This window comes from Archangium sp. (assembly GCF_045802675.1).
GTDB lineage: Bacteria > Myxococcota > Myxococcia > Myxococcales > Myxococcaceae > Archangium.
The window spans coordinates 1-26,287 of record NZ_JBJMQO010000099.1; the positions used below are offsets into that span (position 1 = coordinate 1).

The 26,287-nt window shown below is 70.8% G+C and carries 20 protein-coding genes; 8 read left to right on the top strand and 12 right to left on the bottom strand.

All coding sequences use genetic code 11. The annotated features are described in order from the left end of the window. From ACJ8AN_RS28485 to ACJ8AN_RS28505, 5 genes are all read right to left on the bottom strand, one after another. Nucleotides 1-804 (bottom strand): hypothetical protein (locus ACJ8AN_RS28485; RefSeq protein ID WP_407758646.1); only part of this gene is annotated, 804 nt, incomplete at its 3' end. A 48-nt stretch (nt 805-852) separates the two neighbouring features. Next, entirely contained in the window at nt 853-1,677 is an 825-nt protein-coding gene (locus ACJ8AN_RS28490) for a hypothetical protein (protein WP_407758647.1), read from the bottom strand. A gap of 82 nt (nt 1,678-1,759) precedes the next feature. After that, entirely contained in the window at nt 1,760-2,659 is a 900-nt protein-coding gene (locus ACJ8AN_RS28495) for a hypothetical protein (protein ID WP_407758648.1), read from the bottom strand. 68 nt (nt 2,660-2,727) lie between these two features. Beyond that, nucleotides 2,728-5,535: a pyruvate, phosphate dikinase gene (gene ppdK / locus ACJ8AN_RS28500; RefSeq protein ID WP_407758649.1), complete on the bottom strand. Its 2,808-nt coding sequence runs from the start codon at nt 5,533-5,535 to the stop codon at nt 2,728-2,730. 162 nt (nt 5,536-5,697) lie between these two features. Continuing rightward, complete coding sequence (locus tag ACJ8AN_RS28505; protein ID WP_407758650.1) at nt 5,698-6,720, bottom strand: kinetoplast-associated protein; 1,023 nt, start codon at nt 6,718-6,720, stop codon at nt 5,698-5,700. Nucleotides 6,721-6,983: 263 nt separating this feature from the next. Between ACJ8AN_RS28505 and ACJ8AN_RS28510 the strand changes: the two genes are divergently transcribed. After that, entirely contained in the window at nt 6,984-7,817 is an 834-nt protein-coding gene (locus ACJ8AN_RS28510; RefSeq protein WP_407758651.1) for an SIR2 family NAD-dependent protein deacylase, read from the top strand. Nucleotides 7,818-7,841: 24 nt separating this feature from the next. On the opposite strand, the gene ACJ8AN_RS28515 is transcribed toward ACJ8AN_RS28510, so the two are convergent. Beyond that, nucleotides 7,842-8,807, bottom strand: coding sequence for a COX15/CtaA family protein (locus ACJ8AN_RS28515; RefSeq protein ID WP_407758652.1), 966 nt, complete (start codon nt 8,805-8,807; stop codon nt 7,842-7,844). A gap of 421 nt (nt 8,808-9,228) precedes the next feature. Beyond that, nucleotides 9,229-12,153 carry a sigma 54-interacting transcriptional regulator gene (locus ACJ8AN_RS28520; protein WP_407758653.1) on the bottom strand — a complete coding sequence of 975 codons (2,925 nt, stop codon included), beginning with the start codon at nt 12,151-12,153 and terminating at the stop codon, nt 9,229-9,231. Between the two features lie 349 nt (nt 12,154-12,502). On the opposite strand from ACJ8AN_RS28520, the gene ACJ8AN_RS28525 reads away from it, so the two are divergent. Next, a complete protein-coding gene (locus tag ACJ8AN_RS28525; protein WP_407758654.1) occupies nt 12,503-13,729 on the top strand; it encodes a hypothetical protein in 1,227 nt (408 codons plus the stop codon). Here the strand turns inward: ACJ8AN_RS28525 and ACJ8AN_RS28530 are convergent. Continuing rightward, nucleotides 13,719-15,131 (bottom strand): NAD-dependent succinate-semialdehyde dehydrogenase, encoded by a 1,413-nt coding sequence (locus ACJ8AN_RS28530; protein ID WP_407758655.1) that lies wholly within the window; start codon nt 15,129-15,131, stop codon nt 13,719-13,721. The two genes, ACJ8AN_RS28525 and ACJ8AN_RS28530, sit on opposite strands and share 11 nt — an antisense overlap. A gap of 415 nt (nt 15,132-15,546) precedes the next feature. On the opposite strand from ACJ8AN_RS28530, the gene ACJ8AN_RS28535 reads away from it, so the two are divergent. Next, nucleotides 15,547-16,971 carry a hypothetical protein gene (locus tag ACJ8AN_RS28535; RefSeq protein ID WP_407758656.1) on the top strand — a complete coding sequence of 475 codons (1,425 nt, stop codon included), beginning with the start codon at nt 15,547-15,549 and terminating at the stop codon, nt 16,969-16,971. A 162-nt stretch (nt 16,972-17,133) separates the two neighbouring features. Then, nucleotides 17,134-17,832: a class I SAM-dependent methyltransferase gene (locus ACJ8AN_RS28540; RefSeq protein ID WP_407758657.1), complete on the top strand. Its 699-nt coding sequence runs from the start codon at nt 17,134-17,136 to the stop codon at nt 17,830-17,832. A gap of 33 nt (nt 17,833-17,865) precedes the next feature. On the opposite strand, the gene ACJ8AN_RS28545 is transcribed toward ACJ8AN_RS28540, so the two are convergent. Further along, on the bottom strand, nt 17,866-18,339 hold the full coding sequence (locus ACJ8AN_RS28545; protein WP_407758658.1) for a DofA protein: 474 nt from the start codon (nt 18,337-18,339) through the stop codon (nt 17,866-17,868). Between the two features lie 330 nt (nt 18,340-18,669). Here ACJ8AN_RS28545 and ACJ8AN_RS28550 point away from each other — a divergent pair, with 330 nt between their 5' ends. Continuing rightward, nucleotides 18,670-19,326 carry a phosphatase PAP2 family protein gene (locus ACJ8AN_RS28550; RefSeq protein WP_407758686.1) on the top strand — a complete coding sequence of 219 codons (657 nt, stop codon included), beginning with the start codon at nt 18,670-18,672 and terminating at the stop codon, nt 19,324-19,326. A gap of 6 nt (nt 19,327-19,332) precedes the next feature. Here ACJ8AN_RS28550 and ACJ8AN_RS28555 read toward each other — a convergent pair whose 3' ends face one another. From ACJ8AN_RS28555 to ACJ8AN_RS28565, 3 genes are all read right to left on the bottom strand, one after another. Further along, nucleotides 19,333-20,601, bottom strand: coding sequence for an ATP-binding protein (locus ACJ8AN_RS28555; RefSeq protein WP_407758659.1), 1,269 nt, complete (start codon nt 20,599-20,601; stop codon nt 19,333-19,335). Between the two features lie 132 nt (nt 20,602-20,733). After that, a complete protein-coding gene (locus ACJ8AN_RS28560) occupies nt 20,734-21,360 on the bottom strand; it encodes a head protein (RefSeq protein ID WP_407758660.1) in 627 nt (208 codons plus the stop codon). 36 nt (nt 21,361-21,396) lie between these two features. Beyond that, on the bottom strand, nt 21,397-21,987 hold the full coding sequence (locus ACJ8AN_RS28565) for a hypothetical protein (RefSeq protein ID WP_407758661.1): 591 nt from the start codon (nt 21,985-21,987) through the stop codon (nt 21,397-21,399). 183 nt (nt 21,988-22,170) lie between these two features. Here ACJ8AN_RS28565 and ACJ8AN_RS28570 point away from each other — a divergent pair, with 183 nt between their 5' ends. From ACJ8AN_RS28570 to ACJ8AN_RS28580, 3 genes are all read left to right on the top strand, one after another. Further along, nucleotides 22,171-22,791, top strand: a complete 621-nt coding sequence (locus ACJ8AN_RS28570; protein ID WP_407758687.1) for an acyltransferase — start codon at nt 22,171-22,173, stop codon at nt 22,789-22,791. A gap of 167 nt (nt 22,792-22,958) precedes the next feature. Beyond that, nucleotides 22,959-24,143 carry a two-component system sensor histidine kinase NtrB gene (locus ACJ8AN_RS28575; RefSeq protein ID WP_407758662.1) on the top strand — a complete coding sequence of 395 codons (1,185 nt, stop codon included), beginning with the start codon at nt 22,959-22,961 and terminating at the stop codon, nt 24,141-24,143. Between the two features lie 48 nt (nt 24,144-24,191). Next, on the top strand, nt 24,192-26,276 hold the full coding sequence (locus ACJ8AN_RS28580) for a neutral/alkaline ceramidase (RefSeq protein WP_407758663.1): 2,085 nt from the start codon (nt 24,192-24,194) through the stop codon (nt 26,274-26,276). Nucleotides 26,277-26,287 lie beyond the last annotated feature (11 nt).

The following is a 26,287-nucleotide window of genomic DNA, read 5'->3' on the forward strand; positions in this document are numbered from 1 at the left end:
CAGGCCCACCAGGCCCATCAGCGTGGGCTCGGGGGTCTTCGTGCCGGCCGCCGGTTTCGAGCCGTCGTCGAGGAGAATGGCCTGCAGGGTATAGAAGCGGCTCTTGTCGTCGTTGGGGCCCAGGATCTTCCAGGACGCCTTCACCTGGATGGAGCCCGTCGCACCGCAGCACTGGCCATTGCACAGCAGGTCCTTCGGACCGGCCGGCATGTTGATCCGCGCGTTCTTCTGGCCGGCCTTGTTCCAGAGATTGTTGGCGACGAGGTAGTTGTACGTATCCTCGTTCAACCGGGCCTCGTAGCGGGCGAAGCGGCCGTTCTGGTCGATCAACACCCCGTCCACGGGCTGCAGGGTGTCCTTGTACGTGAAGGTCTGGGTTTGCGCCGTCCGCGAGGCCGCGCACCAGGCCGAGGGCTTGGAGCCGTTGGGAACCATGACCTCGGCGCCCGACAACCAGGTCTGCCAGACGCGGGGGCCCGTGCTGTCGAGGATGGTCTTCTCGAGATCCGCCTCGCACGTGCCGGTATCGGCGGGCCAGTTCAGCGCGATGAACTCACGCCACGCGTAGAAGTCGAGGTTGGCCTGGACTGGCATGGCACAGTAGTCCGGAGACAACTGTGCGAGCTCGCTCGTGATCTTCGTGGGGAAGTTGGGATTGCACTTCGCGGCCTGACACGAGACCTGCGTGCTGGTCGTCACCACGGAAGCGGGCTGGATGGGCTGGTCCGCGGACGCCAGGGAGGACACCGAGAGGGTCGCGGCACTCACGAGCACGCCGACCCAGGCGGGACAGGATTTGAGCATGGGCGGCACTATACCCAGCCACTCCCGCCGGAGGCATCCCCCCAGGCCCTACGCGCCACGTCGGGCCCGCTGCCGCCCGGCCGCCGTCACCGCCAGTAGCAGCACGAGCAGCGGCACGCCGACCACCACCGGCCACAGCCAGAGCGGAGGCGCGGCCTGCACCACCGCGCGCAGCTCCGTGCCCCGCTGGGCCTCGCTCGCCAGGTCCACCAGGCTGTACTTCCACTCCACGGTGTCTTTCTTGTCGTTGAGCGTGCCATTGGTCTCGGGGATGGCCTGCCCATGCACACGCACGGTGTAATAGTGATTGCCCAGCAGGGCCTTGGCCATCTGCGTCCCGAAGTCCTGCGCCGCCTGCTGAGAGGGATTCCGCGTCCCCTTCGCCGGGCCCGCCGCGCCCTCCGGCTCGCCGAGCCGCTGGACGAAGACGTACTCCCCGAGGCCAACGTGCTTCTCGATGTGGAAGGCGAGATCCACGTTCCCCTGCTTCTTCATCGAGGAGCTGTGCTCCATCGCCCGCTTCTGCAGCTCGCCCAGGCGCGTGGCGTCCCGCACCGTCAGGTCATACACGAGGTGCTGCTGCCCCTCCTCCTCGTACTCGCGGAACTCGAACTTCGTCACGTCCGGGTCCTTCTTCAGGTCCTCCTCGGTGGCCCGGGCCTCCACGCGCAGCTGCTCGAGCGGGTCCTTTCCCTGGGCCCGCGCCAGGTCCAGGAACGACCTGGGCAGGCCCACGTCGAACACCACCCGCCCCGAGCCATCGGGGAGAATCCACAACTCCTGGAGCAGGTCGAAGCAGCCCGTGAGTGAGAGGAGCGCGACATAGGCGAGCAGCCAGCGCAGGCGGGCGAGGGGAGCGGTGTGAGGGGCCATGAAAGTCCTCGGGAGCGCGCTGAACCTACACGGAGCGTTGCCCCCCGGCGAGCGCGAGGCACGGGACGCCCACCCACGCTTCCTACCACCGGGTCGCGCGCTCGGGAGCGATGACCTGGGCGGGTGTGTCCCCGGTGAAGTCGGCGAGCTCGACGGTGTCGCGGTGCTGCCCCTTCGTGCCCGCCACCCGGGTGGCGAAGAGCTTCCCGCCATTCGAATGCACGAGGCGTCCGGCCTGGTCCCAGTCGGCCCACTGCGCGTCGAGCACGTCCACGAGCTCGCCATCCGAGGCGCGCAGCAGCGCGAAGCCGAAGTGGAGCGGACCGCCGGGCCGGCGGAAGTCGATCGACTCGAGCTCCATGCGCAGCACCAGCCGGCCCTGGGGCTCGGGCTTCGTCCACACGTGGGAGCCCCGCAGCGCCCGGAGCTCTCCCTTCGAGTTTCCCGCCTCCTCACGCCGCCAGCCCTTGCCCTGGAGGATGTCGTCGTAGATGGGCAGGTCCTCGCCGCGTCCGTGGGTGTTGGGGGTGACGCGCAGGTGCTTGGGGGCGGGATGCTTCGGGTGCGTGGGTACGGGCCCGAAGTGGTTGAGGTGCAGGGCGTACGTCCCGCTGCGCCACGGGTGCGCGGTGTCGAAGCGGCCGCCACCGTCCCAGCAGTCACCCTTGGGCCACAGCGTGAGCGCGGTGAGCCAGGGGGGCCGGCTGAGCGCCGTCCAGGTCTCCGTGTAGTCGGAGTCCCTCTGGCGCGCGCCGTGCCGGGCCGCGAAATAGACGAACAGCGCGCCGTCCGGGCTCAGGTCACCGCGCCGCTCGTAGATGCGCCCGTGGAACCACTGGCCGCGCTCGAAGGTGTCGCCCGCGGTGTCCCAGCGGATGAACTCCACCCAATCCGTGGGGCCGCGCCGCAGGAGCACGGCCACCGGGGCCTCGCTGGCGAGGATGCCGAAGAGACGGCAGGACGGCGGAGGGGCGGATCGCATGGGGCCTCGTGCACTCCAGGGAGGGGAACATTGTGCACGGGCCTCGTCCTCCGCCCCAAGCCCGGGGGCTACTTCGCGGTGGCGAGCGCCGCATGGGCCGCGGCCAGGCGCGCGATGGGCACCCGGTACGGCGAGCACGACACGTAGTCGAGCCCGATGCGGTGGCAGAACTCAATCGTCTTCGGGTCTCCGCCGTGCTCGCCGCAGATGCCGATGTCCAGCCCGGGCCGTGTCCTCCGGCCGAGCTTCACCGCCAGCTCCATGAGCGCTCCCACGCCCCGCTGGTCGAGGGTCGCGAAGGGGTTCTCCGGGAGGATGCGCTTCCGCAGGTACTCGCCGAGGAAGCTCGTCTCCGCGTCATCGCGCGAGATGCCATAGGTCGTCTGTGTGAGGTCGTTCGTCCCGAAGGAGAAGAACTCCGCGTCCTGGGCGAGCTGATCCGCGGTGAGCGCCGCCCGGGGAATCTCGATCATCGTCCCGAGCTGGTAGGCCACCTCCAGGCCCTGCTCCTTCATCACCGCCCGGGCCTCGGCCTCGAGCGTCTCCTTCTCCACGCGCAGCTCGTTGCTGTGCGCGATGAGCGGAATCATCACCTTGGGGAAGACGCGCACGCCCTCGCGAGTGCACTGGCAGGCCGCCTCGAAGAGCGCCCGCACCTGCATGCGCACGAGCGCCGGGAGGTGGATGCCCAACCGCACCCCGCGCAGGCCGAGCATGGGGTTGGTCTCGCGCAGGGAATGCACCGCGTCCAGCATGCGCCGCTTCCGGGCGAGCTCCGCCTCCATCCCGGACGCTTCCATCCGGCCCTTCAGCAGCTCCAGCCGGGTCTCCAGCTCGGTGACGTCGTGCAGCAGCTCATCGTGGCTGGGGAGGAACTCGTGCAGGGGCGGGTCGATGAGGCGGATGGTGACGGGCTGGCCATCCATCGTCCGGAACAGCCCGAGGAAGTCCTCGCGCTGGAAGGGCAGCAGCTTCGCGAGCGCCTCGTTCCGCTCCTCGTCGGTGCGCGCCAGAATCATCCGCTGCACGTGCGGCAGGCGGTCCGTCTCGAAGAACATGTGCTCGGTGCGGCACAGCCCGATGCCCTCCGCGCCCAGCTCCCGGGCCCGCTGCGCGTCCCTCGGGTAGTCCGCGTTCGCGTACACGCCCAGTTCGCGGAAGCCGTCGGCCCACTCCAGCAGCTCGAGGATGTGCGGGTCCTTCAGGTCCGGAATGACGGTCTCCAACGTGCCCGCGAAGACCTCGCCCGTGGTGCCGTCGATGGAGACGGTGTCGCCCTCGCGCAGCACGCGCCCGGCCACGGTGAGCTGCCGCTTCTCGCAGTCCACCTCCATCTCCGACACGCCCACCACCGCGGGCTTGCCGAACTGCCGCGCCACCAGCGCCGCGTGGCTCGTGCGCCCGCCCCGGCTGGTGAGGATGCCTTGCGCCGCCAGCATGCCGTGCACGTCGTCCGGCTTCGTCTCGGGCCGCACCATGATGACGGCCTTCTTCTCCTCCTTGCTCCAGCGCTCGGCGGTGTCCGCGTCGAAGGCCACCACGCCGCTGGCCGCGCCCGGCGACACGTTCAAACCCTTGGCGAGCAGGTCCCCCCGCTCCTGGGCCGCCTTCTTGTCGGCCGGGGTGAACCGCGGGTGCAGGAAGAAATCAATCTGCTCCGGCTTCACCCGCAGCACGGCCTCCTGGCGGGTGATGCGCTTCTCCCCGGCCAGCTCCACCGCGATGCGCACCGCGGCCTGCGCCGTGCGCTTGGCGTCGCGCGTCTGCAGCATCCAGAGCTTGCCCTGCTCGATGGTGAATTCCACGTCCTGCACGTCCCGGAAGTGCCGCTCCAGCTTCTGGCAGTAGCGCTCGAGCTGGGCGTAGAGCTTCGGGTGCAGCTCCTTCAGCGCGGCGATGCGCAGCGTGGGGCGCGTGCCGGACACCACGTCCTCGCCCTGGGCGTTGGACAGGTAGTCGCCCTCCATCTCCTTCTCGCCGGTGGACACGTTGCGCGTGGTCACCACGCCCGTGCCCGAGTCCTCGCCCCGGTTGCCGAACACCATGGTGACGATGCTCACCGCCGTGCCCAGGTCGTGCGCGATGCCCGCCGCGTTGCGGTAGTCCACCGCGCGCTTGCCATTCCAGCTGCGGAACACCGCCTCGGTGGCCAGCCGCAGCTGCTCCACGGGCTCCTGTGGGAAGTCGCGGCCGGTCTTCTCGCGGACGATTCCCTTGAAGGCCTGGGTCATCTCCTTCAGGTCCTCGGCGGGTAGGGCCGCGTCGTTCTCCAGGCCGCGCTGGCGCCGGTGCTGCTCGAGCACGTGCTCGAAGCGCTCGCCGGGCACGCCGAGCACCACCGTGCCGAACATCTGCACCAGCCGACGGTACGCGTCATAGACGAAGCGCGCGTCTCCGGTGCGCACGGCGAGGCGCTCGGCGACGGCGTCGTTCATCCCGATGTTGAGGAGGGTGTCCATCATCCCGGGCATGGAGAACTTCGCGCCGGAGCGGCAGGACACGAGCAGCGGCTTCTCCACGTCCCCCAGCGAGCGGCCCGCGCGCTTCTCCAGCTTGCGCAGCGCGGCCAGCTCCTGCTCCCAGAGGCCCTCGGGAAACCGGCTGCCCGCGGCGAGGAAGGCGTTGCAGGCCCGGGTGGTGACGATGAAGCCGGGGGGCACCGGCAGGCCGATGCGCGTCATCTCCGCGAGGTTGGCCCCCTTGCCGCCGAGGAGGTCCTTCATGTCCCCCCGGCCCTCGTCGAAGAGGTACACCCACTTCTCCCGGGCGGCCGTGCGGGCACGCGAGCCCTTGGGTGCGCGGGCGACTCGGGGACTGGTGGAGCGGGGGAGGGAGCGGGTGTTGCGGAGCGGAGTCTTCCGGGCACGGGTGGGCATGGTGCAGCTCCGGGAAAGGGCGTGGAGACCACGCCCGGGAGCCACGGCCTTGGCCGTGCCAGGAGTCCTTCCGAGGAAGCGGGCAACCCCCGGCGCGCGATTCTCGCGGCCCCGTCCCTGGAAGCTGGGGGTGGGGTGCCCGCTCGCGCAAGATGAGCCGGGTTACTTGCCCTTGGTGTAGTCGCGGTTGGCGATGACGCCCTGGACCTCGGCGAGCGCGCGGGCGCCCGAGGCGGACTCGAGGGCCTTCTCGGCGATGGCCTGCACCTGGCGCTTGGCCTCGTTCAGCTCCGTCTGCAGCGCTTGAATCGCCTGCGCCTGCTTGGAGTTGGTCTCCTTGAGCGAGCCAATCTCCATGATGGACACGCGCTGGGAGGTCTCCGCGTCCTTCTGGGCGAGCGTGAACTTCAGCTCCCACTCGGACTTCACCCGGTTGCCCGCGATGGCCGCCGCCGTGTCCGTCTCCTTCTTGAGCACGGAGGGGAAGTCCGCCACCTGCTTGCGCAGCTCCTCCAGCTCCTTCTCGCGCAGCTTCAGCGCCTCCTCGCGCGTGGCCCACTCCTTCTCGAGCTTCTCCTTGCGGTCACGCTCGGTGGCGGACTGCTGGCGCAGCTGCTCGACGAAGGCGTCCTGCTCCTTCTTGCGCTGCAGCTGGGTGTCGTAGGTGTACTCCTCCTCGGCCCGCTTGCGCGCCACCTCGAGCGCGTCGCGCTCGGCCGCCAGGTCCGTGGCGAACTTCGAGCGCGTGTCGGCGATCTCCTTCTGCAGCCGCTCCATCTCCGCCTGGAGCTCCTCCTTCTTGCGGTCGTACTCGGCGACGAGCACGTCCACGGCGCTCGCGGCGATGTCCTTGCCGTGCAGCTCGCCCAGCTCGTCCGTCTTGAGCTGGATGGCCTCGTCGAGCTTCTTGAGCTCCTCGACGAGCGACATCACCTGCTCGTTGATGCCGGCGAGCGTCTTGTTGATGGTGAGGCCGGCCTCGGTGACCTTCTTGACGGCGGACTCGGCGGTGAGGCCGGAGACGTCGGTGAGGACGTTCTTGGCGTGGGACTGGCGCGCCTCCTGCTCCTTGGCGGGCACCACGGGCTTGTTGCGGTTCTTGCGGGCCAGCTCCTCGAAGGCGGCCTTGGTCTGCTCGGCGGAACGGTTGCGGGCGGCGGTGCGGGCGGAGGTGCTCTTGGCCATGGCGTGATGCTCCAGGTTGGGTGTGGGCCCTCTCAGGTAGGGCCTGGGTGTAGCGGTTGAATGCTCGGCCCCCTCTCGGGCGGCCATGCGCAATTAATACCCAATGGGTCTGACATTCCCCGGGCCCTGACGTGGCCCTTTTTTATGGGTCCTCCGCCCCAACCTGGGATGTCAGACCCACCCCTCCACGCGACCTGACGGGTCTCCCGGCTCAACGCGAGTCTCCGGCACTGCTACCGTCCCTGGGAGCCAGGGAGGTTGCGATGAAGCGTGAGGAGTTCCGCCGTGCCGCCGAGGTGCTTCGTTCCGCCCAGGCGCTCGTCATTGGAGCGGGGGCCGGCATGGGCGTGGACTCGGGGCTGCCCGACTTCCGGGGCACCGAGGGCTTCTGGCGCGCCTATCCGGCCTACGCGAAGCTCGGGCTCGACTTCGCGTCCATGGCCAACCCGCAGTGGTTCGAGAGGGACCCCGGATTCGCCTGGGGGTTCTACGGCCACCGGCTCGGGCTGTACCGCGCGACGGCTCCCCACCCCGGCTTCGAGCTGCTGCGCTCCTGGGCCTCGCGCATGAGGCACGGGGCCTTCGTCTTCACCTCCAACGTCGACGGCCAGTTCCAGAAGGCGGGCTTCGACGGGGAGCGCGTGCTCGAGGTCCACGGCTCCATCCACTTCGTGCAGTGCCTGGGCTCCTGTCCGGACATCGCGTCCGCGGCGCCGTACACCGTGGAGGTGGACCCGGAGACGTTCCGCGCCCGGCCGCCGCTGCCTGGCTGTGCGCGCTGCGGCTCGCTCGTGCGCCCCAACATCCTCATGTTCGGGGATTGGGGGTGGAACGACGCGCGCACCCGGGAGCAGGAGGAGCGGCTCACCGGGTGGCTGGACGCGGTGCCGTCCGGCTCGCTCGCCGTCATCGAGTGCGGCGCGGGCACGGCCATCCCCTCGGTGCGGCGCTTCTGCGAGAGCGTGGCGGCGGCCCGGAAGGGGACGTTGATTCGCATCAACGTGCGCGAGCCGCAGGTGCCCGCCGGGGGCATTGGCCTGCCGCTGCGGGCCCTCGAGGCGTTGAGGGGAATCGCGGAGGAGCTGGAGCGCGGGTGACGCGAGCGGGCGCTGGTGCGGCGCTCAGCCGGGCGACAGCTCCGAGGCCGGCGCCACGTCCGCCCTCGGGGCACCCAGCGCGAGTCCCGCCGCGCTCAGCCGCACCAGGGTCATCCACACCAGGTCCGCGAGCAGCAGGTGCACGAGCTGCATCCACACGGGCGCGAGCAGCAGCACGTTCACCAGACCCGCCACCAGTTGCAGCGCGTACAGCACGCCCAGTTGCAGCGCCGCGCGCTTCACCGCCGGAGACGGCCGCAGCTTCGCCACCATCCCCGCAGCGAACACCACCAGCGCGCCCACGAGCACCGCCAGCAGTGGGTGCAGCACCCGCAGGCGCACGAACAGGTGCGCGCCCGGTGACACGTCCTGGCTCAGCCCGTGCGCGAGGCTCGACGCGGGAAAGAGCGTGTCACCCAGCGCGGCGATGGCTCCGCTCACGCCCAGCACCAGCAGCCCCACGAGGCTCCCCACCACCAGCCACCCCGTCAGCCCCTGGCGCCGCCACGTCAGCCGCTCCCGGCCTCCCGCCCACCAGGCCGTCAGCGTCATCGCCCCCACCAGCAGGAACGTGTTGATGAGGTGCGCCGCCATCCACCAGGCCCGCGCGAGCGACTCGTTGCCCGCCACCATCTTGAAGAGCACCAGCCCCGCGCCCACCGCCGCCTCCGTCAGGATGAAGACGAGCGACAAGACGGCCGCCTTGCGCACCGGGTGCCCCTTGGCGTGCGCCCTCAGCCCCCACACGCACAGCACCACCGCCAGCACCATCACCAGGCCGCTCGTCAGCCGGTGCGTGTACTCAATCAGCGTCTGCACGCTCGGGGCGCGTGGCACCACCTCGCCGTTGCACACCGGCCAGTGCTCTCCGCACCCGGCCCCCGAGCCCGTGGCGCGCACGAAGGCGCCCCACAGCACCACGGCCAGCGTGAGGACGAGGGTGGACCAGCTGAAGCGGCGGTAGGCACGGGAGGACACGGAGGAGCTCATCGGCGGCTCCCTCCCTAACCCACTTCGTCCCCGGCCGCTCCCCCCGCATGCTCGCCTGGGCCTCCAGCGCTCGTATCCACCCGGGTGTCCGGAAACCCCCCCGGCTTCCATTGGATGGGGGGGTGGATATGCCCGCCTGCTCCTGGAAGGGCCTTGGATGATTTCCAATCCGCTTCCAGGGGCCCGAAATCGTTGGCACGCCCCCTGCTAGGTGTCTGGTCGGAAACGATTTCGAGTTCGGGCGCCTTGGTGCCCGAAGCGCTCCGTGGGTCGGAGGCCCCCCCACTCCGGCCCACGAGCGCATCTTTTAGAGGCTGTCGTTGTAGCCATGCATCGCGGGTCAGGTTCGCCCCCTGTCCTGGCCCGCGGTGTTCTTTTCGAGGGTCCCGGCGCCAGGCGAGGTGCCGGGACCTTCTTCGTTTCAGCCGGCGATGCGCAGCCGGTCCGCGCCCAGGAGGGAGGGCAGCGGCCCGAAGGCGAGAGAGCGCTCGATGACGTTGCGCAGCTCGCGCACGTTGCCCGGCCAGCTGTGGGCCACCAGCGCGGCCATCGCGTCCGGCCCGAGCTGCGGCGGCTCCTGTCCCTCGGGGGTGAGCTGGGCGACGAAGTGGCGCGCCAGGACGAGGATGTCCTCGCGCCGCTCTCGCAGCGGGGGCACGTGCACGGGCACCACCTGCAGCCGGTAGTAGAGGTCCTCGCGGAAGCGGCCCTCGCGCACCAGCTGGCCGAGGTCGCGGTGCGTGGCGGCGATGACGCGCACGTCCACCTGCACCGGCCGCGTCTCGCCCAGGGGGAAGATTTCGCCGTTCTCCAGGAAGCGCAGCAGCTTGGGCTGCACCTCGAGCGGCAGCTCGCCAATCTCGTCGAGGAAGAGCGTGCCGCCGTGGGCGGCGCGGATGACGCCGGGGTGGTCCGTGGCCGCGCCCGTGTAGGCGCCGCGCCGGTGGCCGAAGAGCTGGCCCTCGAAGAGCTCGCGCGGCACGGCGGCGCAGTTGAAGGCCACATAGGGCCGCTCGGCACGGGCGGACAGCCGGTGGAGGCCACGCGCCACCACCTCCTTGCCGCTGCCGGACTCGCCGGTGACGATGACGGTGGCGCGCGAGCCGCTCAGCCCCGCCAGCTCCACCTTCAACCGCCGCATGACGGGCGAGGCGGCGATGAAGCCGGGCACCTCGGGCGCGCCGCTCTCGGGCTCGCGCAGCGGGGGCTCGGCCTGGGCGAAGCCGCGCAGCACGGACACCTCCAGGGCGAAGCCGGCCAGGCGCGCCAGCGCGGTGAGCAGCGCCCGTCCATCCGCGGGCAGGGGGCCGGCCACGCCCACGCGCAGCCGGCGGCCGCACCCGTCGCTGAGCTCCACCCACTCGCTGGCGGGCACGTGGCGCTCGCCCAGCAGCCCCGTGGCCTGGCCCTGCGAGTCCAGCTCCTCCAGGCGCGGGGCGAGGCCGGGGAAGAGCCCCTCGAGCACCGCCACCAGCTCGCGCTGGATGAGGGGGGCGCCCATGCCGCGCACGGCGAGCCGCTCGAAGGGCACCACCAGTGCCTCGGCGCCGAGCCGGGGGAAGGCGTCCGGGGGCGGGGGCGGGGCCTCCTGGGCGAGGCGCACGTCCGCGCTGAAGTCCGGGGGCGGGGTGATGCCGTAGCGGCGCAGCTCGTCCTCGCTCTGCTGGAGCCAGGTCTCGGCGCCCGGCTCTCCCGTGATGCGCGCCACCAGGGCGAGCGTGCGGCGGGTGAGGGCCATCTCCGGCAGGTCTCCCGCGAGGGTGAAGGTGGCCAGCGAGGCCTCCAGCTTCTCGCGCGCCTCGCGCGGGCGGCCCTCGCGCGCGAGCAGCCAGCCCTCGTGGCGGTGCAGCAGGGCGGTGCTCCAGGCGGAGGGGTGCTGCTCGAGCAGGGCCCGGGCCCGGCGCAGCGCGGCGCGGGCCTCGGGGAGCTGCCCGGCGGCGGCGCGCGTGCCCACCTCGCAGACGGCGCAGTCGCGCCGCAGGTAGGGCCAGCCGCCCACCTCCAGGACGCGCGCATGGGTGGTGGCGAAGCCCTCCGAGGCGCGCGGGGCGTTGCCCTCGGCCCAGTCCACCAGCGCCTCCACCCAGCCCCCATAGACGCGGGTGAGGGCCTGCTGGATGGGCCCGTCATAGCCCGAGAGGCGGGAGGCCAGCCGCCGCATGTCCGCGTAGCGGCCGGTGAGATAGAGGAGGCGGGTGCGCTGCAGCACCAGGTGGTGCGGGGTCCAGCCCAGCTCCTCCACCACCGCGTTGCCCTCCTCCAGCACCGCCTCGGCCTCGGCGAGGTGGCCCAGTCGCAGCAGGGCGTCGGCTTCCGCGCGCGCGGCGAAGATGAAGGAGACGCCCCGCTCCTGCCGCCCGCTCCAGGCGACCTCGCGTGCGCGGCGCACCAGCGCGAGCGCCTCATCGGGCTCGCACGCCTCGTCCAGCCGGCGCTGCGCGAGGAAGGCGAGGCTGCGCGCCTCGAGGAGATCATAGCCCGCGCGCGCCGCGTTCTGGGCCAGCTCGCGGAAGCGCCGGGTGGCCAGCGAGGCCTCTCCCCGGATGGCGGCCTCGTGGGCAATCCCGTGCGAGGCGATCAGCCGCAGCGTGGGGTCCGTCACCCCGGCGAGCGACTCCTCCAGGCGCCCGTACTGGCGGGCGATGAGCTCGGGGGCGCCCAGGTAGAAGGCCGCGGCCAGCTCCGCCATGCGCAGCTGGCAGCGCGCCTCGGCGCTGGAGAAGTGGTGGGGCCGCAGCAGCGCCTCCGCGCGCGCCACGTGCACGTTCACCTTGCCCGCGTCGAAGATGCGGCCGTCCGGCGAGGCGAAGAGATTGGCGGCCATGGCGCGCACGTGCACCTCGGCCGTCGTGGGCAGCAGGCCCGTCTCGGCCTCGTCCAGGTGGGGCCGCAGCACGGTGAAGGCGCGCCGCACGTCCTCGAAGCCCCAGCGGTACACATAGGCCAGGCCCGCCGACGCCAGGGCGCGCGCGCCCGTGGAGCGCAGCTCGCCCGAGGCCAGCATCCCCAGCAGGGCGTTCTCCGCGGCTCGCCAGTCGCCCCGCTGCAGGAGCGTCAGGCAGGGGGTCAGCCGGGTCTTCTCCTCGCGCGACAGTTCCCGCTGGAGGGCGCTGGCTCCCAGAGGAGGCGGGGGCAGGGTTGGCTGGCCGCCCTCGGCGAGCTGACGCAGCACCTCGACCACACGGCCCCTCGGCCGACGGGCCTGAGGTGCGGCCTCGGGAAGCTCCCAGCGGTACACGGTAAGGGGGGTGACACCGAGCTGGCGGGCGAACGCCGCCCGGCTCAGCTCTCCGCGCAGGGCACGAATCGCCTCGGGTCCGAATGGGTGTGCTTCATTGCTCGACACCGGCACTCCTGCCCCCTTACGGCCCCCCACCCGCGCCCTCTTCATGGAACATCTGCCGGGGAAGGGCAAACCCTGCGAACAGGCGAGCCCGCTTCATCCATCCCTCGAAAGCACGTGGGGGGTGGGCAAGGGAGCCTACTGGCCGTGAGGGAGGGAGGTGCGCGCTGGATGTGGGAGAGAGCGCGCGGGCGGACGATTCGACGGGGCCCGGTTTCACTTCTACGCGCGTAGAAGCGGAATGGAGGGGCCCGGTTTCACTTCTACGCGCGTGGAAGTGCATTTCGGATGCAACTTTTGCTTCCGCGCACGTAGAAGTGGAATCCGCGCCGGAATGTGTATCGTTTCCGGTATGGCCTTTCCTCCGCAGCCGCCCGGTCCCCCGCCCGAGTCCCCGCTCCAGAAGCATCTGCGCCGCATGTTGGCGGCGGTTGCCGAGGGCGAGCGGCGCCACACCGAGTGGAAGCGCCAGTGGGAGCAGTACGACGCCCGGGAGCGCGAGCTGTGGGCGCAGAAGCACGCCCAGGGGTGGGAGGAGTGGGCCGAGCGCTACGCCCAGGGGATGGAGCAGTGGGCGCAGAAGCACGCCAGGGGCGTGGAGCGGTGGGCGAAGGGGGTGGAGAAGTGGGCCGAGCACGTGGGCTCGGCGGCGGAGCACATCAGCCGCAAGCAGCAGCGCAAGTGGGAGCGGCGCAGGGAGCGCCAGCGTCTGCGCGAGGAGCGGCTGGCCCTGAAGCGGCAACGGCTGGCCGAGCAGCAGGCCAACCCCTTCATGGGCTGGGTGTTCGCGCTGGCGGCGCTGGTGCTGGCGGGCATGGCCGTCACGGTGCCCGGCAAGTGGTGGCTCATCTTCGTGGCGTTCGGCATGGGCTCATCGGCGGCGGGCATCCTCGGCCAGGCCCGGCGCATCGAGCGTGCCCGGCTCCAGGAGGGAGCGGGACAGGGCACGCCCGCGCGGGAGGAGGCCCGGGACGCGGTGCCCGTGCCGCCCGAGGCCGCGCCCCGGCGCGAGGCGCCCCGCGATTCGGAGGACCCGAGGACGGCGCGGGTGAACGCGCTGTGCGACAAGCTGCTCGCGGAGCTGCGCGCGGGGCCAGGGGTGCTGCGGGACGTGGTGCACCAGCCGGAGCAGACGGTGGAGGGGCTGCGCAAGAGCTGCCACGAGCTGGCGCGCCGGGAGCGCGAGCTGCGCGCCCTGAGCACGCCCGAGGACGAGCGCCGGCTGGAGGAGGAGCACCGCAAGCTGGCGGCGCGTGTGGCCTCCGAGCCCGACGCGGTGGTGAAGGAGCGGCTGGAGAAGACGCTGGGCCTGCTGGACGAGCAGCGGCGCCAGCGCGCGGAGCTGACGACGTCGGCCTCGCGGCTGGAGGCCGAGCACATGCGCCTGTACTACACGCTGGAGAACCTCTACACGCAGGTGCTGCGGGTGCGCTCGGCGGACGCGGCGAGCGCGGACGTGGCGGGCGCGGGGCTGCGCCGGAGCGTGGAGCAGCTCGGCCTGGAGATGGACGCGGTGGCCGAGGCCCTCGAGGAGGTGCACCGCGACGCCCCGCCCCGCGAGCGCGTGCCTACTCGTTAGCCTGCGCCTGCGTCTTCAGGGGCACCGTCGAGGCCTCGGACACCCGGCGCACCGTCTTGATGTTGAGGAACTCGAGCAGCCCGTGGCGCGCCAGCTCGCGCCCGTGGCCCGAGGCCTTCACCCCGCCGAAGGGCAGCCGCGGGTCGCTCGCCACCATGCCGTTGACGAACACCGAGCCGGCCTCCAGCCCGTCGATGAAGAGGCGCTGCTCGGCCTCGTCCCGCGTCCACACGCTGGAGCCCAGCCCGAAGGGTGAGTCGTTGGCGATGCGCAGCGCGTCCCGGGTGTCCTTGGCGCGCAACAGCACGGCCACCGGGCCGAACATCTCCTCGGTGTAGGCCGGCGAGCCCGGGGGCGGGTGGGCCAGCACGGTGGGCGGGTACCAGAAGCCCGGCCCCGAGGGCTTGAGGCCGCCGAGCAGCAGCTTCGCTCCCGCGGCCACGCTGCGCTCCACCTGCTCGTGCAGCCCGTCGCGGATGCCCGCGGTGGCCAGCGGGCCCACCTCCGTGCGCGGCTCCATCGGGTCCCCCACCACGGCGCGGCGCATGCGCTCGACGAAGCGGCGCTCGAACTCGGGGTAGAGCGGGTCCGGGACGATGAAGCGCTTGGCGGCGATGCAGGACTGGCCGTTGTTGATGAGGCGCGCCTTCACCGCCGCCTCCACCGCCAGCTCCAGGTCCGCGCTCGGCAGGACGATGAAGGGGTCGCTCCCGCCCAGCTCGAGCACCACCTTCTTCAGCTGCCGGCCCGAGTGCTGGCCCACGTCGCGCCCGGCGCCCTCGCTGCCGGTGAGGGTGACGGCCTTGATGCGCGCGTCCTCAATCAGTCCGCGCACCGCCTTGGAGTCCACCAGCAGCGTCTGGAAGGCGCCCTGGGGAAAGCCCGCGCGCAGGAAGAGATCCTCCAGGGCGAGCGCGCACTGGGGCACGTTGTGCGCGTGCTTGAGCAGCCCCACGTTGCCGGCCATGAGCGCCGGGGCGGCGAAGCGCACCACCTGCCAGAAGGGGAAGTTCCACGGCATGATGGCCAGCACCGGCCCGAGCGGCTGGTAGCGCACGTAGCTGGTGTCCGGCGGCGTCTCCACCGGCTCGTCCGCGAGGAAGCGCTCGGCGTGCTCGGCGTAGTAGCGGCAGGCGCTGGCGCACTTGCGGGCCTCGGCGCGCGCGGCCTCCAGCGGCTTGCCCATCTCCTCCGTCATCATCCGCCCGTAGCGCTCCGCCTCGCCCTCCAGCAGCTCCGCCGCCCGGTTCATCCACCCGGCACGCTCGGTGAAGGAGGTGTGGCGGAAGGTGGGGAACGTCTCCTGGGCGAGCCGCAGCCGCGCCTCCACCTCCCCGGGCGAGTGGGCGGTGAAGGTGCGCAGCGTCCGGCCGGTGGTGGGGTCGATGGTGGCGAAGGCCATGGGGGTTCTCCTCCCGGGCGCGGAGTGTGGGTCCGGCTCCGGGGGCCCACAAGCCGTCCGGGAGGCCGCCCGGGGCCCGCGCGCGGCCTTCCGGACACCGCTGTCGCGGTGCCGCACCCTCCCGAGAAGACATGGGTGTCATGGCTTGCCGAGATTGCAAGATTTCTGATTCAATCTTGAAGCATGAGTTTCAATTTCGACGCGGAATCTCGGTTCCTTCTGAAAATCGGGCTTTCCTTTGTTTACTATTGGCGGCATATTTCATCCATGACGGCATGTCCCTCGGGGCATTCCTGTGTTTTCGCGGGCTTGGGGGGTTGGCGCGGTTCCTGCTCTCTGTCTCGCGCAAGTGGGACCAGGAGGGTGGCAGCAACGTTGCTTCTCTGGTCCAGAAGAACTCTTTGCTGAGGAACTCATGCGCTTCAATCTCCGCCACATCGTCCCGATCGCCCTGCTCTCGCTGGTGGGTTGCGGTGCCGAGACTCCCAACACGGAGGCGCCGGCCGCCGAGGCCGAGGAAGTGGGACAGGCGCGGTCCATGCTGCGGGCCACCGGGTGCCCCGGCTGCCTGGCGGGCACGGACGGCGCGCGCTTCGTGGACGGCGTCGAGCGCGAGCAGGTGACGGGCGACATCTACCACTACACGCTGAAGCTGCAGGTGGGCCCGGACGCGCACGACGTCATCGCGCTGCACCGCGTGGTGAAGGAGAAGGCCGCGGGGGTGCCGGAGAAGAGCGCCGAGTCCGTCTTCCTGGTGCATGGGGACGCCTGGGACTTCCGCGGCGCCTTCATGGCCAGCACGCTGCCGGGCAGCGGGGTGGACGCGGACCACTCCATCGCCGTGTACCTGGCCGGCAAGGGCGTGGACGTGTGGGGCATCGACCTGCGCTGGACGCAGGTGCCGCTGGGGACGCAGGACTTCTCCTTCATGGCGGGCTGGAACCTGGGCACGCACGCCCAGGACGTGGGCACGGGCCTGCGGGTGGCGCGCGCGCTGCGCCGGGCGACGGGCAGCGGCTACGGGAAGATGAACCTGCTGGGCTGGAGCCGCGGGGCGATGGTGTCCTACGCCTGGCTCAACGCCGAGACGCAGCTGCCCCCGGGCCAGCGCAGCGTGAGCGGCTTCATCCCGGTGGACATGGTGGTGAAGTTCGGTCCCGAGGCCGAGCAGCAGCGCCAGTGGGCGTGCACGCGCGCCGCCGTGGCCCAGCAGCTGCGCCAGGCCGGGCAGCTCGAGGGCAACCTGTCCGGCCCCGGCGCGGGCGTGCTCATCATGCAGGTGGGCCAGGCCGCCACCTACTGGCCGGACGCCGTCGCGCAGCCGCCGCTGCCGCCGCTGCCCTACCGCAACCTGGGCTTCGCCGTGGGCGCCGCCACCTTCTCCTTCCTCACGGACGCCAACCACGGCATCTACCCCACGGTGCCCGCCTACCACTTCTCCGCGGGCGTGTTCAGCCCCGAGGGCGTGCCCACGGGGCTGCAGTACGTGCAGCCGGAGCAGTTCTTCTCCCTGCTCAGCGCGGCGCGGCCCTACCAGGACTTCGCGGAAATCGTCGAGGGCGAGCAGATGCAGTGCGGTGACAAGGATCTGCCGTACGACGACCACCTGTCGGAGGTGAAGGTGCCGGTGCTGTACGTGGGGGCCGGGGGCGGTTTCGGCCGCTACGGCGAGTACGCGGTGACGAACCTGCTGGGCAGCCAGGACGTCTCCATCGTCCGGGTGCAACGGCTGACGGAGTCGCAGCGCGTCGCCGACTACGGCCATGTGGACCTGTTCCTCGCCAGCGACGCGGAGCAGTCCGTCTGGGCGCCCATCTACCGCTGGATGAAGAAGCACTGAGCCAGCCACCTTGAGCGCGGGGTGTTGCCGTCACCCCAGTGCCCGGGCCTCGCGGAAGACGCGGGGCCCGTTTTTTTGGGGGGGCTCCCCGCTCTTTCCTGGCTCCTTAGATTGAGAGCCCGCGCCCGAAGACAACCCCGGGCAGCCAGCGAGGGCCCCACCGTGGTCGACAATATCTGGACCGAGTTCGCCAGGAGCTATGACGTCATCTGCTCCCAGCTCAATTGCTACCGGCGGATGGTGGCGAAAATCCTCCGCGACACCGAGGGCCGCAAGTACGTCATCGACGCGGGGTGTGGCACGGGGCTGGTGAGCCAGCCGCTCGTCGAGCGCGGGCACACGGTGGTGGGCTTCGACAACAACCCGGCGATGCTCGGGCTGGCGCTGGCCCGGCAGGCCGCGGCGCCCGAGGAGGTGCGGCGCCGCTGGAAGGTGCTGGAGGGGGACGTGCGCACCTTCCCCGCGGGCGTGCCGGGCGAGGCGGACGCGGTGGTGCTCAACAACGTCCTCTTCTACGTGCGCGAGCCGGAGGCGGTGTTGCGCCAGGCGCTCGAGCACCTCAAGCCCGGCGGCGTCGTCATCACCGCCGGGCCCCGGCAGCGGCCGGACCTGCGCAAGGTGATGGAGAATTCCATCGCGGAGTGGAAGGCCGAGGGCCGCTGGGACGCGGCGCTCCAGGCCGCCACCGCCTACCACGCCGACGTCACGCGCCGCCTGGTCACCGACCCCAACGAGATGGTGACCTTCTTCCAGCCGGACGCGCTGGTGGACACGCTGCGCCGCCTGGGCTTCTCGCGCCCGCTCGCGGCCGACGGCAACGACTACTACGGCGAGAACTACTACGTCTGCATGGCGCGGTAGTCACCCCGCGCCCTCCCCCCGCCGCCGCTGGGACTAGCTGACGAGTCCCAGCAGGCGCGCATCGTTGATGATGCGGTTGCCGTCCGACTTCAGGCGGTTGGAGAGGAAGGGCGCGATGCTGGCCGCGTCCTTGTGCAGGCGCGCGTAGTTGTTGTCGTAGATGCGCGTCACGATGAGCTGCGCCGAGGCGATGATGCGCTGCAGGTTGTGCTGCAGCTCGTTGCCCTCCATGACGAGGTGCAGCTCGCAGATGTACTTGCGGTTGTCCTCCAGCAGCTGGAAGAGGCCCTTGCGCTGCTCGCTGTTGGGCACCCGGGCCTTGGCCCCGGTGATGACGACGACGCACAGCTGCTGCCGGTAGGCCTCGTACGCCTCACGGAAGCGCATGGCCACCATCATCAAATCCTGGGGGCTGGGCGGCTGCTCCCAGCGGATGAAGAAGACCCGGTTGATGAGGCCCGTCTTGTAGGTGGGCGGAGGAATGGAAACGGAAGCGAAAGCGGACATGGGATCTCACTCCCAAAACTTGCCGGAAGGGGTGCTCGGCAAAGGTTATTCCGAGCGGCTGACGTGCCCGGCACACACAGGACTCACGATGAGGCTGGTGCCCAATCTGGTGATCCCCGACGCCATTCCCAAGTGCGAGCTGACCCGTCTGCCATCAGGAGCACGAAAGGAGCCGGCGCAATGTCGGGGAGCGCACGGATGCCCGGTGCGCTCCGGTGGGAGAGCACCTAGGGTGTGGGGATGGGACTCTCACCGGGCGATCTGCGCGAGCGCCTTCAGAGGTGGAAGGGGACGGGAGGGCTCGGCCTGCTGGCCACGCTGCTCGGGCTGATGGCGCTGGGGCTGGGCTTCATCGAGCTGTCGGACGAGGTGCGGGAGAAGGAAACCCAACACTTCGACGAGCGGGTGCTGCTGGCGCTGCGTACCCCGGGCCATCCGGAGCAGCCACTGGGGCCGGTGTGGGTGGCGGAGGCGGCGCGGGATGTGACGTCGCTGGGCAGCGTGTCGGTGCTGACGCTGGTGGTGTTCGCGGTGAGCGGCTTCCTCGTGCTGGTGCGGCGCTGGAGGACGCTGGTGCTGGTGGTGGGCTCGACGGTGGGCGGGGCGGGGGTGAACAGCCTGCTCAAGAGCGTGTTCGCCCGGCCGAGGCCCTCGGTGGTGCCGCACCTCACCTGGGTGCTGACGGAGAGCTTTCCCAGCGGGCACGCGATGCTCTCGGCCATCGTCTACCTGACGCTGGGGGCGCTGCTGGCGCAGCTGGTGGAGCGGCGCTGGCTCAAGGCGTACCTGGTGGGCGTGGCGCTGAGCCTCACGCTGCTCATCGGGGTGACGCGGGTGTACCTGGGCGTGCACTACCCCACGGACGTGCTGGGCGGGTGGATGGCGGGGCTGGGGTGGGCGCTGCTGTCGGCGCTGGTGGCGCGGGCGGCGCGGCGGCGCAGCCCCGGACTGCGCGAGGAGTCCCGGGGAGAGACAGCGCCCTCCTGAGCGCCCTCAGGAGTGGGTGAAGAGGGGCCCGTGGGGGCGCACGGGCAGGCGGAGGCAGAAGGCCACGCCCTTGGGGTGGTTGTCCTCGGCCCATATCCACCCGCCGTGGGCCTGTACGGCGCGCCGGCAGAAGGCGAGCGCGAGCCGGTTGCCGCCCTCGGCCCGGCCGGAGCCCGGGGTGTGCTCGTCCGGGAGGTGGGCGTCGAAGAGGTGCGCGCGCGCGGAGGGGGAGATGGCGGGGCCCTCGTCGCGCACGCGCAGCTCCAGCAGGCCGGGCTCGGGGTTGGAGGCCTCGAGCGTAATCTTGCTGCTGCCCAGCGCGGTGTACTGGAAGGAGTTGTCCAGCAGGTTGACGAGCACGCGGCGCAGCAGCTCGCGGTCCGCGGTGATGAGGGGCTCCACCAGCTTCACAGCCTGGACGAAGCGGCGCGGGGAGCTCACCAGCCGCTGCTGGAAGTCGCGCGTCACCTCGGAGAGCAGCAGGTGGGTGTCGAAGAGGGCGGGGTGGAGGGGGAGGGCGTCCTCGCCGCCGCTGGCGTCCAGCAGGTTGGACACGGTGCGCTGCAGGCCGTCGGCCGCGTCGCGGATGTCACGGGCCGAGCGCTGCAGCTCCTCGGGCAGGTGCGGGCGGTAGAGCGTGAAGGTGGCGTTGGTGAGGATGCTGGAGAGGGGGGGCTTGAAGTCGCGCATCACCCGCTGGATGAGCGCGTCCTTCTGGCGCTGGACGCTGGCGAGCGTGTCTCGCTGCGAGCGCAATTGCTCCTCGCGCCGCTCCAGCTCGCGCACGCGCAGCCGCAGCAGGAGCTGGGCTTCCACCTGGCGTCCGAGCACCGCCAGCGCCTCGGTCTGCTCGGGGGTGAGGTGGCGCGGCTCGTGGTCGATGACGCACAGGGTGCCGAGGTTGAGGCCGCCGAGGCCCCGGATGGGGATGCCGGCGTAGAAGCGCACGTGGGGCGCCCCGGTGACGAGCGGGTTGTCGTGGAAGCGCTCGTCGTGCCAGGCGTCCTCCACGACGAAGAGGTCCTCGCCGAGGATGGCGTGGGCGCAGAAGGCCTGCTCGCGCGGCGTCTCGGGCGCGTCCAGCCCGACGCGGGACTTGAACCACTGGCGGTAGTGGTCCACGAGCGACACCAGCGCGATGGGCGTCCCGCACAGCTGCGAGGCCAGACGCGTCAGGTCGTCGAAGCCGGCCTCCGGCAGGGTGTCGAGGATCTCGAGGCTATCCAGCGCGGCGAGGCGCGCATCCTCCTGGGGATGGGGCGGGGCAACCTTCATGGGTTCGTTCTCCGAAAGAGGAGACTCGCGCCAACCATGCCCGACCACGGCAAAGCGGCCCAGGCTTTCTTTCCGGGGGGCCGCCTGTCTGGCCGTGGACCCTCCGGAGGCACGCGGGAGCGGGCCTGGGCTCTACTGGGAGTGCGGCTCGGGCTCCTCGGTGTCCTTCTTCTCCTTCAGCGTCTTGCGCCACTCCAGGAACCGCTCGAAGAGGGAGAAGGGGTGGAAGGCGAGATGGTCGATGTTGCGATGGTACGCCGCGAGGTAGGGCTCGCCCCCAAGCTGGATGACGGCCTGGGAGGGCCGCTCGGGCAGGCCGTAGAACCACGCCCGGGCCTGCTCCCGGGTGTCGAAGCTGGCTACAGGCGGCGGTGGACGGCCGTCCTTCATCATCTCCTCGAAGTGGTACTCGACGGAGTAAGTGGGGACCAGCTTGCGGAAGTTGCTATCACGGTCATACCTGACGAGGTGGTACTGGTCCGCGATCAGCACGAGGGTCATGTAGGGAGGTTTGGGGTGGTTCTTCAGCCACGCCTCCGCCTCTTCGCGCGTTGCGAAAGAAGCGACGACCATTTCGGGCCCTTCGGTCCTGAGTTCCTGGCGGTAGTCATCGAATTCATACTGCTGGCCCGTCGCATTGATGAATCGGAGCGCCTCGGCCGCGGTGAGAAGCAGCTCCTTCTCCTCCGCGGACTCGGTCTTCTCATGAATCAGGCCGAGGAGATTCATGGCCTCGAAGATGGGGCTTTTGGGTCTCATGTGCTGCCTTGACGATATGGAGCCGCGCAGGGCTCATCAGGATGCCAGAAGCACCGCGGGGGCGAGGACGATAAGCCCAGCCCCAGCGGAAACCGTGACGAAGGCCACTCCGGCGATGACGACAATGCTGCCCACCAGGAGGCCCTGGTGATGGCGCTTCAACCAGTCGACGGCGTCGTCCATGGCTGAGAACTCCTGGCGCTGACGGCCCTCCAACTCCCGGCAATCATCGTAAGCTTGTTGGCATTGCTCGCGGCACCATCGTTTCTTACCGCCCATCCCTCGTCCCCCAGCTGTGATGTGTCCGAACCCCCGCGGAAGAGGACGAGCCACACAGTTGTCGACGCAATCATCGAATTCCGCATCACAGTCGCGCTGGTAGGTCTTCGCGACGCGCACGATGCGTCCATACGTCGATTCACGGGCGCTCGTGGGAAACCGGTACCACGAGAGGTCGAACTCCTCGGCCCGCCGCCAGTGCTCGGTGATCTGGCCGCCGGCTGACTCCTCGAGGACGAGCACGTAACGGGTGAGCTCCTCGGCGGCGGGGGCGATGATCGAGCGGGTGGTGCCGCAGGAGACGAGCAGGATGCTGAGGGTCGAGGCGATGAGCCTTGCTGGCGTCATGAGGGTCTTCGCGGAGGCCGGGGTCCGCAGCCGGGGAGGGCGGGCGCCATAGCACGCGCTGTGACCTGGACCAACGCCCCCGTGCCATCGCCAAGGGCTGACCGCGCGCGGTCGTGGTAGTCAAACGCCGTGGACGATCTCGACGCCCGCCGACGTGAGCAGCACAAGCAGCGCCTCTCGTGGATGCCGTGGCTCTACTTCTCGCTCAAGCCGCGCCACCGCGCCTGGGCCGAGGCCTGGCAGAAGGAGGTGCAGGACAACCTGCGCGAGCTCGAAACGGTGGAGATCGCCGAGGGCTGTTTCATCTCCCCGGAAGCGGCGCTGTTCGCCGAGCCCGGCCGCCCCATCCGCATCATCGGTCCCGGGGTGAGCATCGCCGCCCATGCCTTCGTGCACGGGCCCGTGGTGCTCGAGGCCGGCGTCAGCATCAACGCGCGCGTCAGCCTGGATGGCGGGGCCGGGGGCCTCCACATCGGCGAGGGCAGCCGCATCGCCACCGGCGCCACCCTCTATGCCTTCGACCACGGCCTCGCCCCGGACAGGTCCGTGCGCTCCCAGCCCGTCACCTCCCGCGGCATCGTGCTCGGCAAGGATGTGTGGGTGGGCGCCAACGCCGGCATCACCGACGGCGTGCGCATCGCGGACCATGCCGTGGTGGGCATGGGCGCCGTCGTCACCCGCGACGTGCCCGCCTGGGCCATCGTCGCCGGCGTCCCCGCACGGGTGATCGGCGACCGCCGCGAGCGCCGCCGCTCCGGCGCTCCAGACCCCTCCTGGCCACCACCTGACGATTCCGAAGGCTAACTGTCCGACTATTCCAGGGTTTCCCGTCAACTCCTGAGAAAACGGAAGCGGAATCCGCTCCCTGATTTGACGCTGTTTCATTCGCGGGCCTTATGCTCGTGAACGAAGCGGCTGGGGAATCCGTCTTCGCAGCCGCAGCCGTCTCCCCGGGGGAAAGGAGCGCGGTCATGGGGTTTCAGCAGCTTTCGCAGGCCATCGCCTTCGATACCGAGAGCCAGGAGCCCGTTGCACCGTCTCGGATGGGGATGTTGGCGCTCGCCGCGAGCATGCGCTCGGGACTGTCGGCCGATGCGTTGCGCTACCACTTCCTGGCCGAGCAGCTCAGCGAGGTCGTCTTCCACCTGGATGGGCTGGGCAACCTCACCTTCCTGGGCCCCACGTGGACGTCGCTCACCGGCCTGGCCGTGGAGGACGTGCTCGGCCAGCCGCTGGTGGAGATGGTGTACCCGGAAGACAGGCCGCGCGTGCGCGCCCTGCTGGATGCCATCGCCGCGCGGGTGCAGGCCTCCTTCCGGCTCGAGCTGCGGCTGCTGGCCTCCGGGGGCCCGCGCTGGGTGGAGCTCGCCGCCCACAGCTCGCCCACCGGGCAGGGCGAGGTGCTCGGCACGCTCACCGACACCACCGAGCGCCGGCAGCTCCAGGCGCGGCTGCAGCAGTCCGACCGGCTGGCCACGCTGGGCATGCTCGTGCCGGGCTTCGCGCACGAGATGAACAACCCGCTGGCCTTCATGCTCGCCAACCTGGACTACCTGCTCTCCAGCATGGGGGACATCGCCGGCTCGGCTCCGGCGCCCCAGGTGGCCGAGTGGCGCGAGGCCGCCGGCGAGGTGCGCGAGGGCGCCGAGCGGCTGCGTCAAATCATCGGCCACCTGCGCAGCTTCCGCGGGGAGTCGGGCCACGGGCCGGTGGATGTGAACACGCTGCTCGACACGGTGGGGCAGATGGTGGGCAGCACGCTGCGCTCGCGCGGACGGCTGGTGCGCGACTACGGCGCCCGGGCGCTCGTGGCTGGCACCGAGAGCGCGCTGCGCCAGGCCCTGCTCAACCTCGTCCTCCACGTGGTGCTCTCGCTGCCCGACAACGGGGACACCGAGGAGCACGAGGTGCGCCTCGTCACGCGCGAGGACGGGGAGGGCCACGTGGTGGTCGAGGTGCATGACACCGGCCCCGGCATCCCCCCCGAGCAGCTCCCGCACGTCTTCGAGCCGCTCTACACCGAGCGCGAGGCGAAGCCCGGGCCGACGCTCTCCGTGTGCCGGGACATCGTCCGCTCGCTCGGAGGGAGCATCACCGTGACGTCCCTGGTGGGCCGGGGCACCGTCTTCCGCGTGACGCTGCCGATGGTCTCCTGAAGTCCTACCCTCCCAAGAAGGGCCGCGCCGCCCGTCTTGGAGGTGTGTGTGCGTCGTTCATCCGTCCTGCGCCTGGGGGCGCTCGTGCTGGCGGTGGTGCTCGCCGCGTGCGGCCAGCGGGGCTCGCGCGAGGGCCAGGCCGGAGCCGCTCTCCCTACGGGGCAGGGCGGGCAGGGGCTCGGAGGCTCCTGCGCCGGGCAGCAGTCATTCCTCATCGGCAGCGGCATCTATGACATCACCGGCCCCGCCGCCGAGGTGGGGATGTTGGGCTACGTGGAGCTGGAGCAGCAGACGGCGGGCATCCACCAGCGTCTGCGCTCGCGCGCCTTCGTCATCGCCTCGCCGTGCAATGGCAAGCGCGTGGTGGTGGTGAGCGCGGACCTGGGCATGGTGTTCCAGGGCGTGAAGCAGCAGGTGGTGCAGCGGCTGCGGGCCACCTTTGGCCGGCTCTACTCCGAGGACAACGTGCTCGTGAGCGCCACCCATACGCACAGCGGGCCGGGAGGCTTCTCGCACTACGCGCTCTACAACCTGAGCACGTTCGGCTTCGTGCCGCAGAACTTCGAGGTCATCGTCAACGGCATCTACCAGTCCATCGTCCTGGCGCACGAGCACCTGGCGCCGGGCCACATCACCCTGGCGGCGGGGGAGTTGCTGGACACGAGCCGCAACCGCTCGCCGGACGCCTACCGCCTCAACCCGCCCGAGGAGCGCGCGCGCTACGCGTACGACACGGACAAGCGGATGACGCTGCTGCGCTTCACGAAGGAGTCGGGCCAGGAGGTGGGGCTCATCAACTGGTTCGCGGTGCACGCCACGTCCATGGGCATGCAGTACCGCTACATCAGCGGGGACAACAAGGGGTACGCCTCCTATCTCTTCGAGAAGGCCCGGGGCACGCGCTACACGGACAGCGGGGACACCTTCGTGGCCGCCTTCGCGCAGGCCAACGAGGGCGACGTGACGCCCAACATCCACGGGGGCGAGGACGGCGGCGGCAAGGACGACTTCGAGAGCACGGAGCTCTCCGGCCGCAAGCAATACGAGCGCGCCGCCTCGCTCTGGGCGAGCGCCACCACGCCCCTCACCGGCGGGGTGGACTACCGGCACGTGTACGTGAAGATGGACGACGTGGAGGTCGAGCCCGCCTTCACCGGCGGCATGGCCGGGCACACCTGTCCGGCGGCCATCGGCCTCTCCATGCTGGCGGGCGCGGAGGACGGGCCGGGCGTGGGCGGCGAGGGCGCCACCTGCGCGGCCATGCATGACGTGGTGAGCGCCATCACCTGCACCACCACCACCACGCCCTGCCAGGCGGAGAAGCCCATCGTCCTGGAGATGGGCGCGATGAAGCCCTTCCCGTGGAGTCCCGAGGTGCTGCCCCTGCAGCTCGTCACCGTGGGGAACGTGGCGCTGGTGGCGGTGCCCTTCGAGCTGACCACCATGGCGGGGCGCCGCCTGCGCGAGACGGTGCGCGCGCAGCTGGCACCGGCGGGCGTGACGGAGGTGGTCATCGCCGGCCTGGCCAACGCGTACTCCGGCTACGTCGCCACGCGCGAGGAGTACGCCGGGCAGGAGTACGAGGGCGCCTCCACCCACTTCGGCCCCTGGACGCTGGCGGCCCTCCAGCAACACTTCGACGCGCTGGCGCACGCCCTGCGCGAGGGCTCGCCCCTGCCTCCGGGCCCCACGCCGCGCGACCTCTGCTCCCAGCAGACCCGGCTGCGGCCCGGCGTCCTCTTCGACGACAAGCCGCTGCTGTCGCACTTCGGGGACGTGCTCGTCGACGCGCACGCGTCCTACGCGCGCGGGGACACGGTGCACGTCAGCTTCTGGGGCGGGCACCCGAAGAACAACCTGCACACCCAGGGCACCTACCTGCGCGTGCAGCGCCGCACGGGCCTGCTGTGGCGGGACGTGGCGTACGACTGGGATTGGGAGACGAAGTACACGTGGCGGCGCGCGTACTGCCTGCCCACCCTGGCGTGCTCGCACGTCATCCTCGAGTGGACCATCCCCCCGGAGGCCGCGCCGGGCACCTACCGCCTCGTCCACGAGGGCGACTGGAAGTCCGGTTGGGATGGCCGGGTGCGCCCCTACCGGGGCACCTCGCGCTCCTTCACCGTGCGGTGAGCCCGCGCCTC